Genomic DNA, 16,124 nt, shown 5'->3' on the forward strand with positions numbered 1-16,124 from the left:
TAAGCTAAACGATAGACCAAGAAAGCGGCTGGGATACCGAACCCCAGCCCAGGTGTTCTTAGGTGAATACTCAGGAGCGCTAGAAACCGCAGGTGCTGCACTTATTAGTTGAATTCAGGATCAAAGCCGACATTACCGTTGGTGTTGTTGGTTTTCGAACAGGAACAGCTATGCATGAGCATTCCTTTTTCGGCCAGAAATGAATATTGAAAATAAATAGCAACACTGCCTTCTGAATGCCCTACACTTTTTTTGCTAGTTGGTTGTCTTAACAATATTCTTAACAGCATCCTGCAGACCTTCTCCTGTCACTTCACCCATGTCAACGTTATAGCACTTAAACATTGGCCCAGATTCAGGCAGCCACTCTTCAAATTGAATTACCTTCATTGTCTTACCTTGTGGGGGAAGCAGAAAATCAAGCAAACGATTGGTTAAGTCTTCATGATGACTGGTGACAATTACCTGCCTTTTCCAACCATCATCGGCATCCGCGTACGCCAGCTTACGGAGTAACACAGCTGCTGGGATCAACTGATTCATATCAAGAGAAGTAGTAAAGTCGTCAAAGCCAATAACACTATGACCTAACTGAGCAGACAGAGCCAAGTTGAGATTAATAGTCCAGCAAATAGCTAATTGCGACTTTTGTCCCGTTGATAGGTCTTCGAACAAAACTCCTGACTGAGTAGCAAACCCCCATTTTGGACTTTTCTCTGTACCATTGTTTATTAGCTCAATAGGTAAAAAGTCTTCAGGGAAGTGGAAGCTGGAAAGAAGTTGGTTCATATTTCTAAGTAACTGTTCAAGCTCTGCCTGCGGTATCACTCCAATGACCGACAACAACTGACTTTTTGCACTAGATTCCTGCTTACATATTGCAAGGGCATCTGAGATCATTTTCTCTGCCAGCTCTACACTTTCCAAGTTTGTTGCACTGGCTTCGTCTTCTAACTTTTCAATCTCTAAATTCGCCCAGCGAGTAAAAGCACTTCCAAGTTGATATATAACCTCCGACTCAACAGGTGCATTTTTAGCATCTTCCGCCTTATCCTGCCCCGCCTCCAAATAATTACTTACATAGTTAGCTAGATCTTCCACTGTGAAACTAGACTTATCCAGCAGAGGTGAAAGTTCCGTTGAATGAGTATCTATGTCTCTTGCAATCACTTGATAGCGTTTAATCTGGTTCAATTGTTCAGCAACCGCCTTTCCTTCTGACGTAAATTTATCTAACTGGTCTCTGAGTTCAGATGAGCGGGAGCTAGCTAGGTTAGACAAGGCATCTAAATGATTTTCTATGCCTTGCTTCAAATTGGACACCTCCAGTTTGGAGGGATGGTCTTCCCAAGCTATCAACCAACTGCTGATATTCTCACTAAACTCGTCAATCCAACTAAGGAGAGAACCACCATTACCTTGCAAACTATCTATCAACAGTTTAGCTCTATTATATTCAACCATTAGCTCGCCGCGACTAACATCTAACTCCTCTACTTTACTTGCATATACATCATAGTCGGAGCCTACAAACAAAGTGCTCTTTAGCTCAGAAGGAACCAAAGAAGCTCCTGGCGACAACCTCTTAATAGGTAAAGATGGAGGAAGGGACTGAGCAGATGAAAGAAATGCTTTTGTAAAGGCAGGATTCTTTTTCTCCGAATCGGCAAATCCAACTGGTGCCCCCCTGTACTCCAGCAAGCACTGTCCAATATGTCTCAATTGATCAGAAAGGTTCGAACCCACTGGTTCAGATAAGTTACTGTAGTTACCAATGGTATTAGAAAGGTTGCGAATTTGAGAATCCCATCTATTCTGCAAATTTCCATTCTTCAAGGTCAGCGTACTATCCACCAGTTCTTGGCGGAGGGTTGAGTCAGTTGATAGCTTTGCAACCAACTCATTAACTCTCTGTGCTAGCACTTTTCGTTCTTCTTCGTAATCTTTCCTATACTTCAGCCCTTGTAACTGGCGCTGCCAGTTTTCTAACTTATTTTGCAGTGCCTTCAATTCCCCTTTTATTTTATCTGCAGGTTTATTTTCAGGCTCAAGCAATTGAATTATTTCATTACATGCAAGCTCAGCTATGTTCTCTTGAAAGAAAAAGGAGGCTACTGTCTCGAGTTTTCTAAGGTCAGTTTTAGCTTTACCCTGAAGCTCGATAGTCTCACCGTTAATTGATACCGCCCCATGACTCTGCCCAGTGGTTCTAAATCCCCCTGCACCAACATCAGGCTGGTTGAGCACCCAGTCCATAGCTTCTAGCAAAGATGTCTTACCAACTCCATTTTTACCAGTCACTAATATAATATCTGCAGGTCGACCGGCAACGGTCATATCAAGAGTTATTGCAGCACCATTTCCTGAATGACGGTAACCTTTGAAATTAGTCAGCGCAATTGACTGGATAGTTTTGATGTTATTAACCAATAGCTGACACCTCCAAAACTGACGTCCCTAACAAATCATTTAAGTCTTTTGCTAGCTCATTTTGCCACTGATATGCAACACTATTAGCCCCCCCAGCTTCTACAGAAGCCTTTAGAATATCCGCATATCTTATGAATAGTTGAGGCTCTATACCTTTGGGTGGCTTAGCTACTTCGACAGCTTTAATTAGCACATTGGAAAAGTCTTCAGTCGTTATTCTTCTCGGTTTATATTCACTTGTTGCCATAGCGCCTAACCAACGATTCTTTGCTTCTTCAACCGTTTTTCCATCATAAGACTTTACCCCTTGGAGAGCGAACCGGCCTCTGTGCCAATCCTGGTCTCCCATAACTTGTAACCACGAAGAAGACTCCACTTTCATAACAATTAAGGCAACCAAGGGTGCAAATTTTTGGTAGTCATGCAGCAAGTCTGCCAAGCGGTCCATTAGACGTGCAACATACTTTTTTACCTCATCCAAATGTTTCCCTGGATCAGACTCAGCTTTCCAAACCACCAAGTTACAAGCAGGGTGACAATAGAGAGATACAGGGAAAATATCCTTCCTTGCCGAATCGGAATATTCAAATTCTATGTGAATTATTTTTTCCATTCTTAGACCTCTCGTAAATATGTGCGACGTTTGATACTGGACTGGTTGGCATAAAAATAATTGGTGGGAGAACAAACAGCATCAATTATCGTTTTAACAACATTATCTTTGTTTCCGTCGTACGGTCTTTGGTAAAAGATATGCTGCCACCCCAAGGTCACAATTGTTTTCGGGGTAATTGAACCAGCTTCGATATTTTTATTGGCTACCCTGCGTAAGCTCGGCCGGACATGCGAGCCTGCCTGTCCCATAGCAAGAACAAGATGATTATTACCGCTCGAAACGCGCACTTTATCTCCAGAGAAAACAAAGGATGGATCTGCATTCAGATGTAGTGTTTTTTTTTCGGATATACCCGATGCTAAAGATTCGAATGTCAGCATTAGGCCTCCCTCTGATTCGCCTTCAACATTGGGAGAAAGAATATCTCTAAACAAAAACAGCAAGGTAGTAAGCTCTGACACTAGAGCCTTATTTTCGTTTATCGGGTCATAAACATCTACTTCGCTGCAATTTAGCTTTGACAAACTGCCTGCTAAAAAAGAAAAAGGACCATTTTCTTTACTGTTAGAACACAAGGCAGGTGACAGCGATTCTAGCCAATTTGGCATAGCTGTAAGACACCCTACATCGTTTTTAACCGAGTTTTCGAGAGTCGATATAACCTGATGCAGAATTACTTGGGCAAATGGCATAATAGAAGTAAAGCTTGCATTCATTGGTTGTAGGCTATGTTTTAAGGCTGTTATCGTTAAAGATCTTATCACCCTCTCATAGATTAGCCCCCACAATTCATCAGCTGAAAGAGTACCTCCAGGCTGAAAACCTCGAATAATTAGTTCGTTACCCTGATTGGCAGGCTGTCCATGATGTACAGCATAGGTATTCACAATCTGCTGTTGATGGAAACTAGGCTGTGGATCAAAAATTGCCATGATTGGAGCAGCTGGTGTACTTAAGACGTGCTCATCATTTGAAATGGATTTATCGGTATATTCATCTAGCACCGCTTGCACAGTATGGTGAACTTGTGGCTCATCGCTACCAAAACCTACAAATATCAAAGATTTGCTTCTAAGCCGGTCTCGAAAAATATCTGCGGCCCACTGCCGATTGCGCCATTTCTGTAATTGACGCTCAGTTAATAAAATAGATTCACATTTTTCAGGATCGGCGCCTCCATCCAATTCTTTAGCACAACCATTAAGCTTGTATACTTTCAGACGATTAACATCATCAAAAGCCGCACCGTTACGTCGATAGTTATCCAAGTTGGCAATCACATCAGCATTTTCTGAGCCTGTAATAAGATTATAGGCCTTTTCAAAATTACAATCGTAGTTGGTCGTAAGTATTTCGCTCAAAAGTCCCTCACGAGCGAGCTTCGCGATGTATATATGTGCAGGTGTAGGAATTAGTTCTTTATAAAGATCAATTTTTAACAATTTAATTAGCGCTTCATAAGCACTATTCACGCAGGAAAATTCCCACAGATAAAGTTCAGCGAGGTGGCCTAGTTTATTTGATTCAGTGGCTTGTCTGACATCGCAGAAATAACAAGAATTTATACTCAGAATACAATCGTCATACGCATATCCAAATTGTTCAAGCGGTTTAGCACAACCCTTCTTACATACAGTCCCATATTTTTTCGACTCGTACTTATCGAAGCGAAGGCGAAAAAGCTCATTACTCAACGTAGCAACAATCCATTTTACATTATGCACCTCCCATCCAAGAGCATGCTTGCTCGTAATGGATATGCCCGCACCAGCAATAGGCACACAGCGTTGTTTTAATATTCTATCGACAGTGTAATCAAACGCGTTCCTTGCAATCATATGATCAAGGTCTCCGGCAAGAGATCTTTTGCTAATTTAAGCAAATATGTCTTCTCTCTTATGGCTAGCAACTTCATTAATCTACCCTCAGGGACTTCATAAATTAATCTGCTATAGATCGAAAGGCGTCATTTCCCCGCCTCTAAATCGCCATAATCCCAGCTGCTGGATGCTGATAACCCCGTGCCACATCAATACAAAAATTGCGCTGTACCGACCTTTAAGGGGTAGTGAGTCTCGGTTTTATAAGGCTTCAGAAAGTCCATTCTTACATCTTCGCGGGGAATATATTGGCGCAGTGGGTTGCCGATCTCACGGAGTTCAAAGGTTTGAGTAGTGTCAGCAAGCAGCTTGCCATCAACATGCATCTGCACGCGCTGGCTAATGGGGTGGAGCTCAATGCGTCGGACATTTTGCATATGGTTGTCCCTGCGGCGATTTTTCGCTCTAGTCATTTCAGACTAGCAGCTAAGTTCGTTGAAACCCACGCCTACTTCATTAAACTTTAGGCTACGCAGATGACTTGGGACATGCTCATACCCCATTACCTCCCTACTACTTTCCCTAAACTACTGTGGAACAGCACGGCTAGAATCTGTACTGTTTTGTATATCACGATGGGCGCGACGCCAACATGAGAACGCCCCGCAATAGCGAGGCGTTGAAGGCAGCGGGTATTGGCGCTGGCTCTGCTAAGCAAATGCAGTCTTCTGAAAGCTCTCTCTTGCAATCACACCCGCCTGCCATGCCAGAAGCTGTGGATACTCTTCTTGCCAATTCACCTCAGGCAGCCTGAACGCTAGATAATCCAGCGCGACCGCAATAGCGATTTCGCCCAAGTTGATAGCAGAGGCTTGCTGCTTTTCGCCAAGCTCACTGTTCAGCTGTTTCAACAGCCGCTGAATGGCTCGCGAACGCCGCTGGCCCAGCTCGCTCTCGTCAATCGCGTTGCCATAATGCTTTCTGGCAATCACGGTCGTGAACGCGGCATCCATCAGGTTTTGGCCCCGCCCCGCCAGGTGCAGCACATCCCCTAGGCTGGCTGCTGGCAGCATTGCCGGGTTGGGGCTAACGCTATCCAGGTAAACGGCAATCAGCATGGATTCACTAAGCGTGGTGTTCTCCTCCGTTACCAGCGCGGGAATGCGCCCGGCGGGGTTGGCCTTTAACAGATCGGCATCGTCTGCCCAGGGGTCGCACCACTTCAGCGTCACAGCGTCTGCCAGGCCTTTTTCCAGTAATACGATGCGCACCAGGCGCGCATAGGGCGAGGTTGCGTTTAGGTAGAGTTCCATTATTGCTTCCCTTGGTGTGTAGAGTGCTGTGTAGCGTGCTTTGTAGATTGCTGGGCAGAAAGATGCGTGTGGCGTTGCTGTACGCCACGGCTAAGCAGCACCAGCAAAAAGCCCGCGACGAGAATAAGGCCGCTGATGGTAAACAGTGGCGTGTAGCTGCCCCAGGTGCCATAAAGCGCCGACATGGCATAGCCTGCCACTGCCTGGGCGGCGGCAAAGGCGGCGGTGGCTTGCCCCCAGAGCTTTTTGTGGGCGGTTGGCCCTACCAACTCTGCAAGGCGTCCAGAGGTGAGTGCAACAATGCCGGGGATCATCGCCCCCACCATGAACGAGGAAACCGACTGACTGAGCAGGGCGAGCGAGAACACCGGCAGCAAGACAGCGGCGGCCTTCGCCGCAAAGGCGATCATCAAGCCACTCTGCCAACCCACTCGGTGCGCCAGCGCGCCTACCATAAACGGCCCACACAAAGCGCCCAACCCGAAGATACCCCACTGCAGGGAAGCCGCTTGATTACCCAGGGCGTTTTCCCTGGCGAGATAGTCCACCCAGAACACGGTATGCGGCACAAAGCCAATCGCATCCAGGGCATAAGCACCCACCACCAACATCACGATTATCTTTACACCCGCACCCCCTATGGGGCTATTCCCCCTTGGGCTAGCCGTGGTCGGTGAGGCTAAGTGTGCTGCACCCTGTTGTTGCAAAAAATAGTCGCACAAAAGGCCAGCGGCAATACACAGCAGCCCAAGCGTGCCCCAGGTGACGGAGAGGCTTAACTCTAGGAGTAGCGGTACGATGAAGGCCGAAAGCAGTGCGCCAAAGCCAATGCCGGTAAACACCATGGCACCGACACGCGTTCGCCTTTCAGGGGGCGTGGCCGCTAGCGCCAGTGAGGGGCCAACGACCATTAAGATGGCCCCGGCAGCCCCCGAGACCAACCGCCAGAAGAAGAACCAGAGAAAACCGCCCGCCCCGGCGCAAAGCACAAAGCTGAGCGCGATACCCGCGAAGCTTGCGGCCATCACCCAGCGAGGAGAAAAGCGCTCACTCAGCGAGTGGGCGGCGAGTGCGCCGATAAAATACCCCAGCAGGTTGGCAGCCCCCAGGTAGGCGCCTTGGCTCGCGGTGAACCAGCCCTCTTGAATAATCGCGGGCAATAGCGGCGTATAGGCGAAGCGTGCGATGCCAATCGCCGCCAGGGTCGCCATTATGCCTGTCATCAGGGCGGGCAGATCGTCGGTAGTGAGTGTTCGCTTCATCACGCCAATTCCTTTTTGTGCCACCCCTTGGTGGGGTCGGCAGCACGTTGGTACATCGCCAGACTACGCGCGAGGAATTATTTCTAGAAACGATTAGTTTTGATCGCTACTATCTTGTTTATAGATAACCTGACAGGGAGACGGCGCGTGCAACTTAAATCGCTGCGACTGCTCGTGGCCGTGGCCGACACCGGCAGCTTTGGGGCGGCGGCCAAACGGTTGCACACGGTGCAATCCAATGTGACCACTCACATTAAGAAACTCGAGGAGGAGTTAGGCGTACAGCTGATTCACCGTGCAGGGCGGGTTCGCCCTACGAGTGCCGGGTTGGCGCTGGTGGAGTACGCCGAGCGCATGCTGTCGGCCCACGACGAAGCGGTGTCGCTGTTCAAAGGCCAGGAGAAGGCGTGTGGGCGGCTGCGCATCGGCGCCATGGAGACCACGACGGCGTTGCGCCTTCCGCCGATACTGGCGGCTTACCACGCAGCGCAACCTGATGTTGATATCCAGATCAAGACCGGGCCCACGGCTGAGCTGGTCGAGTTATTGCTTAATGGGCAGGTGGACTGTGTTTTCGTGGCCGGGCGGCTCGAGCATGGCCGCTACCACTCGCTCAAAGCATTTAGCGAGCAGCTTGTCTTAGTCGGTTCTACGCCGATGACGAAGATGCCCTCTTCACAAGCGCTGCTGACGTCTGCTTTCTTGGCGTTTCGCCAGGGGTGCAGCTACCGCCAGCGTATCGAGCTGTTGCTGGCCTCTCAGGGTGTCAATGCAGGCCGGATTTTTGAGTTCGGTTCGCTGGACGCGATGCTTGGCTGCGTTGCTGCCGGGATGGGTTACACGGTGCTCCCACGTGGCACGGTTGACGCCCACCAGCACCGGTTCGGGATTCACACGCTGGCACTGCCCGCGTCCATCGCCAATATCGATACCTATTTTGTCGCCCCCGAACCAGAAACCTGGACACCCGCCCTGGCAAGCTTCGCTGAAACGTTGCGTGACGCGGTGGTGGTGAATGAGCCTCAGTTGACTGCGTCGTGAGGTGGGCGCCGACACTACGCTATAACGTTGCCCTATTCGCTTTTCAGTCGGTTCATAGATGCGTGTAAAACGGCGAGAACGTCAATTTGATCTAGTTTGATGTAGTAAATAATGCGGTAAGCGCCACACAAGACTTCCCTTATTTGAGCGATATCCTACTCCGGCACCTTACGTCCTGAAGCGGGGAAATCACCAATCTGTTGTGACCTTCGGGTGATTTTATCAACGGTGCTCAACGCATAAGCTTCTGAGTCCTGCGCGATATAGGCATAAATCGCGTCCAAATGGGCTTCTGCTGTTGCTGTCCAAAACACATTCATTCAGGCAAGCCGTATTTCTTGCGAATATCCGCCACACTCGTAATGTTACCCGCTTGGCTATCTGCCATGCCCTTTTCGATGGTCTCCCGAACGTAGATCTCATGCATAAGGTCTTCCCAAGTGGCATTCACAGGAAGTTGCTCAATTAGCTTGTGCGCGTCGTCTTTGCTCATCGTAGCTGACATGGTGACTACCTTTTTTAGGTACGTAGAAAATACTTTTAGAGGATACCTTAGGTTACCGAGAGTGTTGCGGTTTATGCCATTTTCTGCAAATACATCGCGTGTGTCCTTTTAAATACTTTTGATTGGCTCCGCTATCTGCTTGCGCGTGTGCTTGGCAATAAACTCACTGCTCAAATACTTAATACCTATAGCTGCCACTCTTTTAACAACGGCTATCCAGCCCTAACAGCATGTATTGTTGGCTCACTCTATTAGTAGATGCTCGCTCAACGCGACGAGGTCTTCAGCCACAAAATCCCACGCTTCTTCTGCTTCTAAATCTTTGCTCTGGTGGGGCCCATACTCTGTACGCCGGGGGATAAACGCCGTTTTCATTCCCAATGCTCGGGCAGCCCCCAGGTCGTAATTGTGGGCCGCGCATAACATTACCTCTTCAGGCGGCAGGCGCAGCAGGCCGCAAGCCCCTAAATAGACCTCTGGGTCAGGTTTATAGTGTTGGAATAACTCGGCGCAAAACACCATATCCCAGGGCAGTTTGGCGTGACGGGCTACATCCACCATTAGTGATAAATTGCCGTTGGTCAGCGTGCCGATAATATAGTGCTCTTTTAAGCGCTGTAGGCCGTTCTGAACATCCGGCCATGGGTCTAATTGGTGCCAAAAGTGATTGATGCGATCAATGGTCGCCTCATCTAGCGCCACCCCATGCTGCTTGAGTAGTTTGACGAGGCTTTCTCGGTGCAGGTCATCCAACCCCATCCAAGGCACGTCACCTTGCCGTACTCGGTTCATCGAAGGCGCATAGTGCTGACGCCATTGATCCGTTATCACTTCACTGGGTAATTCAATCCCTAGCTCTTTCTGCAGCTCATTGAACTGATGAATCAAACTGGAGCGCCAATCAACAATAGTGCCAAATACGTCAAACACGATGGCTTTCATTAGTGTCTCCTTGTTGGATGGTTATTGCTGACTGCGTCGTTAGGTGGCTAGAAGAATCCTGGGCTTATTCAGGCTTTTTTCACAAAGTGGGCAGTTACCATCATGTCGCCAACGCCGTCGACCTTGCAGTCTAGTTGGTGATCCTTGCTGTTCATGAGCCGCTTGATAACCGCTTTGGTGCCCACCTTGAGTACCAATGAGCTGCCTTTGACCTTGAGGTCTTTGATCATCGTTACCTTGTCGCCTTCCGCTAACAGGGTGCCGTGGGCATCTTTTACCGTCACGGTCTCTTCTGCCTCAGCCTCAGAAGGGTTCCATTCGTGAGCGCATTCGGGGCAGATGAACAGGCTTTGATCCTGATAGACGAATTCGGATTGGCAATGGGGGCAAGGTGGGCACGACATGAATGATGACTTCTGTGGTTTGGTTTAGGCTGCTTATGATACTGAGCCTGTATACCCTTGGCGAATGCCTTCACGCCTGCCCAAGAAAGGAGAACCAGGATGAACAAACGTGACCTGGAAGCAACCTACCGTGATTACATCACCTGCCTCAATAATCAAGACTGGACGAACCTTGACCAGTTCGTGCATGACGATGTCCACCACAACGGCAGGCGCCTAGGGCTTGATGGTTATCGCGCCATGCTGGAAGCCGATTACGAGCAGATACCGGATCTTCACTTTAACATTGAGCTTTTGGCCGTTGATTCACCCCATGTCGCGTGCAGGTTGCGATTCGATGTCACACCCAAAGGTAGCTTCCTTGGCCTTGCGGTGGATGGCAAAAACGTGACGTTTTGCGAAAACGCGTTCTACCTGTTTAGCGATGGCAAGATTAGGGAGGTCTGGTCGGTCATTGATAAAGCCGCGATTGAGGCTCAGCTTGGTTAAACGTTGTGGTTATCTCCATTAACAAACGAATAGAGCAGAATATCGGATCGGTACGCCCAGCCTTGGTGGGCCTCGTTTTGTGACGATATTGGTCTAGAGAAGCGTTATCTGAGCCGTTTGACTGGCTACCTGCGCTCCTTGGATAGTCATTAACTTATCACCTGAACGACACAGCTTTGTCACTTAGGCGGGCTACCGTTGCATTGTAAGTCACAATAAAGTGAGCTTATACATTGCAGAAGGTGATCCAATGGAGCCTATTCAATCCTCTGACTTAATGCTCCGCATCGAGAAAATGGGGGTGACATATCCTGGGAATGTCCTCGCACTCCGCCCCACCACCGTCGATTTCCACAAAGGGGAGTTTACGGTACTACTCGGCCTTTCCGGTGCGGGTAAATCGACGTTACTGCGTTCTCTCAACCACTTGGTGCGGCCCAGCACTGGCAAAGTGATCTCGGCCGAGCTAGGTGCGCTCGAAACCCGGTCTACGGTACGCCGCCATCGGTGCAAAACCGCCATGGTTTTCCAGCACCATCAGCTCATTGAACGCCATACGGCGCTCCAGAATGTGCTGACCGGTCGGCTTGCTTACCACAGCACCTGGCGCAGTTTGTTTCCGCTACCCAGGCAGGAACAGGCGCTTGCTCTGCACTGCCTGGACCGCGTAGGCATGGCCGAGAAAGCGCTTACCCGGGTCGATCAACTCTCCGGCGGGCAGCAACAGCGGGTGGGCATTGCGCGTGCCTTGGCGCAGCAGCCCGCCATGATATTGGCGGACGAGCCAGTGGCCAGCCTTGACCCGGCAACCTCTGAGCGAGTGCTAACGCTACTGCGAGATATATGCCGTGAGGATGGTATTACCGCCATTATTTCACTGCACCAGCTGGAGTATGCCCAGCGGTTTGCTGACCGCATTATCGGGTTAGCGAATGCCCAAATCGTTTTCGATGCGGCCCCCTCACAGTTACAGCAACGCCACCTGAACGAGATCTACCACGGCACGCGCGGAGCTGTGACCGACGCCGCTGAGACCACCGAACCCAACCCTCAAACCACCACTCCCTCCCCGATAAAACTGGAGATTGCCCAATGAAACCGCTATTCAGCTTTTTCTTTGCCATCTGTCTTATGTTTGGAATCGCCATGCCGGCCTTGGCGGCGGACCCTGATCCAAATCCGGATCTATTAAAAGTCGCGCTACTCCCCGATGAAAACGCTTCTGAACTGATCAAACGCAACCAGCCATTGAAAGAGTATCTTGAAAGTACCCTTGGGAAAGAAATTGAGTTAATCGTCACCACGGATTACTCCTCCATGATCGAAGCCATGCGCTTTGGTCGCATCGACCTCGCCTACTTCGGCCCGCTCTCCTATGTGATGGCAAGAAGCAAAAGTGAGATCGAACCCTTTGCCGCCATGATTGTGGATGGCAAGCCCACCTATCGCTCCATCATTATTGCCAATGTCGATTCCGGCGTTGAGTCCTATGCGGATATCGAAGGCATGAAAATGGCCTATGGCGACCGTGCCTCTACGTCAAGCCACCTGATTCCCAAAACCGTGCTGCTTGAATCGGCGGGGCTGGAAGCAGGCGAGGACTATGAAGCCCATTTCGTTGGCTCCCATGATGCCGTGGCGGTGAACGTGGCCAATGGTAATGCGGATGCAGGCGGGCTATCGGAAGTGATCTTTGAGCACGTAATGGACCGCGGCCTGATAGACCGCAACCAGGTTAGGGTGTTGGGTCACAGCGGGGAGTACCCTCAGTACCCTTGGGCGATGCGTTCCAACCTGGACCCTGAACTCAAGCAGCAGATCCAGGATGCCTTCATCAGCATCGATGATGAAGAGATTCTGGACAACCTAAAAGCCGAAGGTTTCGCCGTTATCACGGACGCCGATTACGATGTGATTCGGGAAATGGGTAGTCTGCTCAACCTCGACTTCGGCAAGATGTAAGGGGGCATGATGAATCCGTCCAAAACAGTGCCGCCACCCCTTTCATCGCTTTCTCCTGACGCCGTGTTGGACGAACACGCCCGCGGCTGGCGGAGCAAGCTCTTCCAAGCGGGCTTGGTGCTGGCAGTGGTTCTTCTGGCGAGTTGGTATGTAGATCTGCTGGATTTTCGCACCCTGGCCAACGGGGTGCCTGCCATCGCTACCCTAATGGGAGAATCCCTACCGCCCGACTTTACCAACGCCATGGATTGGATAGCGCCGCTGGTCGATACCCTTGCCATGAGCATTGCCGGCACGGCGATAGCGGTCACTGCTTCCGTACCCCTGGCGTTCCTGGCCGCTCGCAATACCTCGCCCCACCCCGTGGTATTCCACGTAACCCGCACGCTGCTGAACGCTCTTCGCTCGGTGCCCGAGCTGATTATGGGCATTATTTTCGTTGCTGCCGTGGGGTTTGGCGCCTTACCGGGCGTGCTCGCGCTCGGCCTTCATTCTATCGGCATGGTGGGTAAATTCTTTGCCGAAGCGATCGAGCATGTCGACCCAGCCCCGGTAGAGGCCGCCAATGCCGCTGGCGCGACGCGATTACAGGTTCATTGGCACGCGGTGCTCCCGCAGGTGCTTCCGCAGTTTGCTGATGTCTCTATCTACCGCTGGGAATACAATTTCCGCGCCTCTACGGTGATGGGCATGGTGGGGGCTGGCGGGATCGGCTTCGAGCTAATGGGCTCTTTACGCGTCATGCAGTACCAGGAAGTCAGCGCCATCCTGATTGTCATACTCGTTATGGTGACGATGGTGGATAGCCTTAGCGGCCATCTTCGTAAGAAATTCAAGTAAGGAAATCAAATGAAACCAAGGGTTTTCATTACCCACCGGGTACACAACAGTGTGTTGGAAAGGCTGGAACAACACTGTGAAGTGATCACCAACCAGTCAGCCACTACCTTGACCGCCGCCGAGGTAAAGGCCCGCGCGGCAACCGCAGACGCCATGATGGTGTTTATGCCGGACCAGGTCAGCGAGGAATTTCTAGCGGGCTGTCCCAAGCTGAAAGTTATTGGTGCCGCCCTGAAGGGATACGATAATTTTGATGTGGAGGCCTGTACGCGTCATGGCGTTTGGCTGACCTTCGTGCCGGATCTGCTGACGGTGCCAACGGCTGAGCTAACCATCGGGCTAACCATTAGCCTAATCCGCCATGTCCGAGCGGCCGATGAGTACGTTCGTTCCGGCCAGTTCAAGGGATGGCAGCCCACGTTTTATGGGCTGGGGGTTGCCGGCGCGACCGTGGGTATCGTCGGCATGGGTCCCATCGGCCAGGCAGTGGCAACACGGCTCCAGGGGTGGGGCGCGAGCTTGCTGTATTCTCAGCCAGACGCCTTGCCCGCTGCTGAGGAGGCCGCGCTAGGCGTGGCGCGCAAGTCGCTTGAAGAGCTGCTCGGGCAAGCCGACATTGTCATTTTGGCCCTGCCGCTCAATAAACAAACCCTGCATACCATGAACACTGCGCGCTTGGCCCTGATGCAACCAGGCGCTTTTTTGATCAACCCATGCCGGGGTTCTGTAGTGCAGGAAGCTGCCGTTTTGGAAGCATTGGAGTCAGGGCAGTTAGGCGGCTACGCAGCGGATGTTTTTGAAATGGAAGATTGGGCTCGAGAGGATCGCCCGCAAGAGATTTGCCCCACCTTGCGAGCACATCCCAACACGCTATTTACGGCACACATTGGCTCTGCCGTCCAGGATGTGCGGCTGATGATTGAACAGCGTGCTGCCGACAACATTCTTCAAGCGTTACAAGGAGAATGCCCTCAGGATGCGGCTAATTCGCCCACTATCACTGAGACAACTCCATGCTGAACTTGGTCTGGCTGAAAAGTTTTACCACACTGGTTCAGCACCGACGTTTTCAGGCCGCCGCCCAAGCTCTCGGTATCGCACAACCCACGCTTTCACAGCACATTCAAAAGCTCGAAGAACAGCTAGGTGCCCTGTTGATACGCCGCAGTAAAACGGGTTGCGAGCCCACCAAAGCAGCCCTGGCGCTTATGCCGCTTGCGCTTAGTATGTTGCAACTGGACGAGCGTGCTCGAGAAGTCGTTAGCGGTACGCGTTTACGCGTAGGGGCAAGTTCCAACATCGGTATTTACATGCTCCAGCCCTACGTGAGCACGTTCAAGAACATTCCGGCGGTACCTGAGCTGGATCTTGTGATTGATAACAATCCTAACATTGCTAGACAACTGACTAGCGGCGAGCTGGATATAGCGGTGATGGAGTGGTGGCACCCGAAATCTGGCTTCCAGGCAATGGATTGGCGACAGGAGCCCGTGGTGTTAATTACTTCACCCGATCACCCCTGTGCGGAATGGCATGAAATAGACCGGAAAACCCTCGCAGGAATGAGCCTGCTGGGCGGTGAACCCGGAACAGGTACGGGCCGGTTGCTGGCGAGTTTCTTCGGCGAAAGAGGGCCGTTCCCGAAGGTTTCAATGCAACTGGGCAGTACCGAAGCGGTTAAACAGGCTGTCAAAGCAGGCCTGGGCGTATCACTGGTGCTGGCGGCTTGCGTCGAAGCGGAGATCCGAGCGGGCACTTTGTGTGCTATCCCGGTCAGTGATGCCGGGCTGGCCAAGAACCTGAGCGTCATCTGCCCGGAGACGCTTGCACGGCAACCGCCAGTTTCCACTTTCGTCAGCCATATATGTCAGTGAAAAACGAGTGACATCTTTAGAGCCAGGGAAGGCGTATGGGCAGCTAAGAATAGGTGCTATTGAGACCCGCCCCCGCAAGCTTCACTGGAGCGTTACTCGGCATCGTGCAGCCGCACGCCTTCACTTTCGCTCTACAGAGCAATGGCGGCGTCATCGTCGTTGATGGTCATGATGCGGTAGTGCATCAGGCGGTTCTCATTGGGTGGCGGCATCGTTTTGTTCGTTCTGCTCGTCAGGGTTGTTGAAGTGATCCCTCTGCTCTGCCCATTTCAATAAGGCATCCAGCGCCGGGCAGAGCGTTTGCCCCCATTCGGTCAGGCGGTACTCCACTTTCGGCGGCACCTGGGGATAGACTTTGCGCGCCACGATGCCATCCGCTTCCAGCTGGCGCAGCTGTTGGGCGAGCATTTTCTGGGAGATATCGGGGATGAGTTTTCCTAAATCGGAGTAGCGCTGCACTTTTCCATCGAAGAGATGAAAGAGAATAATGAGCTTCCAGCGCCCTTCCAGCATTTTTAATACATTTTCCACATCGCTTGCGGCGGTAGCGGGCGTATAAAGCTTTCTCATGGGTGAGCCACTTACCTTTTTGTGCGTTCTTGATAACGCGTCAGTCTAGGCAGAAG

The 16,124-nt window shown here is 51.0% G+C and carries 18 protein-coding genes and 1 pseudogene; 8 read left to right on the plus strand and 11 right to left on the minus strand.

Annotated features, from left to right (window positions below; translation table 11 throughout):
• Nucleotides 1-112: pseudogene (locus tag HZS80_RS23525) on the plus strand (IS30 family transposase); the annotation flags it as partial.
• 143 nt (nucleotides 113-255) lie between these two features.
• Here HZS80_RS23525 and HZS80_RS11290 read toward each other — a convergent pair.
• The 6 genes from HZS80_RS11290 to HZS80_RS11315 form a co-directional block, all read right to left on the minus strand.
• Nucleotides 256-2,430 (minus strand): AAA family ATPase, encoded by a 2,175-nt coding sequence (locus HZS80_RS11290; RefSeq protein ID WP_179916127.1) that lies wholly within the window; start codon nucleotides 2,428-2,430, stop codon nucleotides 256-258.
• On the minus strand, nucleotides 2,423-3,043 hold the full coding sequence (locus HZS80_RS11295; RefSeq protein ID WP_035565367.1) for a hypothetical protein: 621 nt from the start codon (nucleotides 3,041-3,043) through the stop codon (nucleotides 2,423-2,425). The genes HZS80_RS11290 and HZS80_RS11295 overlap by 8 nt, the downstream gene beginning before the upstream one ends.
• Nucleotides 3,044-3,045: 2 nt before the next feature.
• The gene (locus HZS80_RS11300; protein WP_179916128.1) at nucleotides 3,046-4,884 is read right to left on the minus strand and encodes an SIR2 family NAD-dependent protein deacylase; all 1,839 of its coding nucleotides are present in this window, start codon (nucleotides 4,882-4,884) and stop codon (nucleotides 3,046-3,048) included.
• A 191-nt stretch (nucleotides 4,885-5,075) separates the two neighbouring features.
• The gene (locus tag HZS80_RS11305; protein WP_052703743.1) at nucleotides 5,076-5,303 is read right to left on the minus strand and encodes a DUF427 domain-containing protein; all 228 of its coding nucleotides are present in this window, start codon (nucleotides 5,301-5,303) and stop codon (nucleotides 5,076-5,078) included.
• 273 nt (nucleotides 5,304-5,576) lie between these two features.
• Nucleotides 5,577-6,179: a glutathione S-transferase N-terminal domain-containing protein gene (locus HZS80_RS11310; protein ID WP_179916129.1), complete on the minus strand. Its 603-nt coding sequence runs from the start codon at nucleotides 6,177-6,179 to the stop codon at nucleotides 5,577-5,579.
• Nucleotides 6,179-7,441 (minus strand): YbfB/YjiJ family MFS transporter, encoded by a 1,263-nt coding sequence (locus HZS80_RS11315; protein ID WP_179916130.1) that lies wholly within the window; start codon nucleotides 7,439-7,441, stop codon nucleotides 6,179-6,181. The genes HZS80_RS11310 and HZS80_RS11315 overlap by 1 nt, the downstream gene beginning before the upstream one ends.
• Before the next feature lie 147 nt (nucleotides 7,442-7,588).
• Between HZS80_RS11315 and HZS80_RS11320 the strand changes: the two genes are divergently transcribed.
• Nucleotides 7,589-8,482: a LysR family transcriptional regulator gene (locus tag HZS80_RS11320; protein WP_179916131.1), complete on the plus strand. Its 894-nt coding sequence runs from the start codon at nucleotides 7,589-7,591 to the stop codon at nucleotides 8,480-8,482.
• 155 nt (nucleotides 8,483-8,637) lie between these two features.
• Here the strand turns inward: HZS80_RS11320 and HZS80_RS24140 are convergent, their stop codons facing one another.
• The 4 genes from HZS80_RS24140 to HZS80_RS11340 form a co-directional block, all read right to left on the minus strand.
• Nucleotides 8,638-8,802, minus strand: coding sequence for a type II toxin-antitoxin system RelE/ParE family toxin (locus tag HZS80_RS24140; RefSeq protein WP_218927679.1), 165 nt, complete (start codon nucleotides 8,800-8,802; stop codon nucleotides 8,638-8,640).
• The gene (locus HZS80_RS11330) at nucleotides 8,799-8,987 is read right to left on the minus strand and encodes a hypothetical protein (protein ID WP_008959973.1); all 189 of its coding nucleotides are present in this window, start codon (nucleotides 8,985-8,987) and stop codon (nucleotides 8,799-8,801) included. The genes HZS80_RS24140 and HZS80_RS11330 overlap by 4 nt, the downstream gene beginning before the upstream one ends.
• A 243-nt stretch (nucleotides 8,988-9,230) precedes the next feature.
• Nucleotides 9,231-9,929 carry a haloacid dehalogenase type II gene (locus HZS80_RS11335; RefSeq protein ID WP_035560319.1) on the minus strand — a complete coding sequence of 233 codons (699 nt, stop codon included), beginning with the start codon at nucleotides 9,927-9,929 and terminating at the stop codon, nucleotides 9,231-9,233.
• A gap of 68 nt (nucleotides 9,930-9,997) precedes the next feature.
• Complete coding sequence (locus HZS80_RS11340) at nucleotides 9,998-10,333, minus strand: zinc ribbon domain-containing protein YjdM (RefSeq protein WP_179916132.1); 336 nt, start codon at nucleotides 10,331-10,333, stop codon at nucleotides 9,998-10,000.
• Nucleotides 10,334-10,432: 99 nt separating this feature from the next.
• Here HZS80_RS11340 and HZS80_RS11345 point away from each other — a divergent pair, with 99 nt between their 5' ends.
• The 6 genes from HZS80_RS11345 to HZS80_RS11370 all read left to right on the plus strand — a co-directional run bounded on the left by HZS80_RS11345 (nucleotide 10,433) and on the right by HZS80_RS11370 (nucleotide 15,498).
• Complete coding sequence (locus tag HZS80_RS11345) at nucleotides 10,433-10,822, plus strand: ester cyclase (protein ID WP_022522627.1); 390 nt, start codon at nucleotides 10,433-10,435, stop codon at nucleotides 10,820-10,822.
• A gap of 250 nt (nucleotides 10,823-11,072) precedes the next feature.
• Nucleotides 11,073-11,918 (plus strand): phosphonate ABC transporter ATP-binding protein, encoded by an 846-nt coding sequence (phnC, locus tag HZS80_RS11350; protein ID WP_022522626.1) that lies wholly within the window; start codon nucleotides 11,073-11,075, stop codon nucleotides 11,916-11,918.
• Nucleotides 11,915-12,784, plus strand: coding sequence for a phosphate/phosphite/phosphonate ABC transporter substrate-binding protein (gene phnD / locus HZS80_RS11355; RefSeq protein WP_022522625.1), 870 nt, complete (start codon nucleotides 11,915-11,917; stop codon nucleotides 12,782-12,784). The genes phnC and phnD overlap by 4 nt, the downstream gene beginning before the upstream one ends.
• A gap of 9 nt (nucleotides 12,785-12,793) precedes the next feature.
• Entirely contained in the window at nucleotides 12,794-13,624 is an 831-nt protein-coding gene (phnE, locus tag HZS80_RS11360) for a phosphonate ABC transporter, permease protein PhnE (protein WP_027960098.1), read from the plus strand.
• 9 nt (nucleotides 13,625-13,633) lie between these two features.
• Entirely contained in the window at nucleotides 13,634-14,644 is a 1,011-nt protein-coding gene (locus HZS80_RS11365; protein ID WP_022522623.1) for a phosphonate dehydrogenase, read from the plus strand.
• Complete coding sequence (locus tag HZS80_RS11370; RefSeq protein WP_009287603.1) at nucleotides 14,638-15,498, plus strand: LysR family transcriptional regulator; 861 nt, start codon at nucleotides 14,638-14,640, stop codon at nucleotides 15,496-15,498. The genes HZS80_RS11365 and HZS80_RS11370 overlap by 7 nt, the downstream gene beginning before the upstream one ends.
• A 195-nt stretch (nucleotides 15,499-15,693) precedes the next feature.
• Here HZS80_RS11370 and HZS80_RS11375 read toward each other — a convergent pair whose 3' ends face one another.
• Nucleotides 15,694-16,068 (minus strand): winged helix-turn-helix transcriptional regulator, encoded by a 375-nt coding sequence (locus tag HZS80_RS11375; RefSeq protein ID WP_022522621.1) that lies wholly within the window; start codon nucleotides 16,066-16,068, stop codon nucleotides 15,694-15,696.
• Nucleotides 16,069-16,124 lie beyond the last annotated feature (56 nt).

The organism is Vreelandella glaciei (assembly GCF_013415125.1).
Classification (GTDB): domain Bacteria; phylum Pseudomonadota; class Gammaproteobacteria; order Pseudomonadales; family Halomonadaceae; genus Vreelandella; species Vreelandella glaciei.

What these genes read in the sequence shown, in the direction of transcription:
- HZS80_RS11315 (WP_179916130.1), bottom strand. Translation starts at nt 7,441, where the DNA reads ATGAAGCGAACACTCACTACCGACGATCTGCCCGCCCTGATGACAGGC.
- phnD (WP_022522625.1), top strand. Translation starts at nt 11,915, where the DNA reads ATGAAACCGCTATTCAGCTTTTTCTTTGCCATCTGTCTTATGTTTGGA.
- HZS80_RS11300 (WP_179916128.1), bottom strand. Translation starts at nt 4,884, where the DNA reads ATGATTGCAAGGAACGCGTTTGATTACACTGTCGATAGAATATTAAAA.
- HZS80_RS11295 (WP_035565367.1), bottom strand. Translation starts at nt 3,043, where the DNA reads ATGGAAAAAATAATTCACATAGAATTTGAATATTCCGATTCGGCAAGG.
- phnC (WP_022522626.1), top strand. Translation starts at nt 11,073, where the DNA reads ATGGAGCCTATTCAATCCTCTGACTTAATGCTCCGCATCGAGAAAATG.
- HZS80_RS11335 (WP_035560319.1), bottom strand. Translation starts at nt 9,929, where the DNA reads ATGAAAGCCATCGTGTTTGACGTATTTGGCACTATTGTTGATTGGCGC.
- HZS80_RS11310 (WP_179916129.1), bottom strand. Translation starts at nt 6,179, where the DNA reads ATGGAACTCTACCTAAACGCAACCTCGCCCTATGCGCGCCTGGTGCGC.
- HZS80_RS11345 (WP_022522627.1), top strand. Translation starts at nt 10,433, where the DNA reads ATGAACAAACGTGACCTGGAAGCAACCTACCGTGATTACATCACCTGC.
- phnE (WP_027960098.1), top strand. Translation starts at nt 12,794, where the DNA reads ATGAATCCGTCCAAAACAGTGCCGCCACCCCTTTCATCGCTTTCTCCT.
- HZS80_RS11330 (WP_008959973.1), bottom strand. Translation starts at nt 8,987, where the DNA reads ATGTCAGCTACGATGAGCAAAGACGACGCGCACAAGCTAATTGAGCAA.
- HZS80_RS11365 (WP_022522623.1), top strand. Translation starts at nt 13,634, where the DNA reads ATGAAACCAAGGGTTTTCATTACCCACCGGGTACACAACAGTGTGTTG.
- HZS80_RS11370 (WP_009287603.1), top strand. Translation starts at nt 14,638, where the DNA reads ATGCTGAACTTGGTCTGGCTGAAAAGTTTTACCACACTGGTTCAGCAC.
- HZS80_RS24140 (WP_218927679.1), bottom strand. Translation starts at nt 8,802, where the DNA reads ATGAATGTGTTTTGGACAGCAACAGCAGAAGCCCATTTGGACGCGATT.
- HZS80_RS11375 (WP_022522621.1), bottom strand. Translation starts at nt 16,068, where the DNA reads ATGAGAAAGCTTTATACGCCCGCTACCGCCGCAAGCGATGTGGAAAAT.
- HZS80_RS11340 (WP_179916132.1), bottom strand. Translation starts at nt 10,333, where the DNA reads ATGTCGTGCCCACCTTGCCCCCATTGCCAATCCGAATTCGTCTATCAG.
- HZS80_RS11305 (WP_052703743.1), bottom strand. Translation starts at nt 5,303, where the DNA reads ATGCAAAATGTCCGACGCATTGAGCTCCACCCCATTAGCCAGCGCGTG.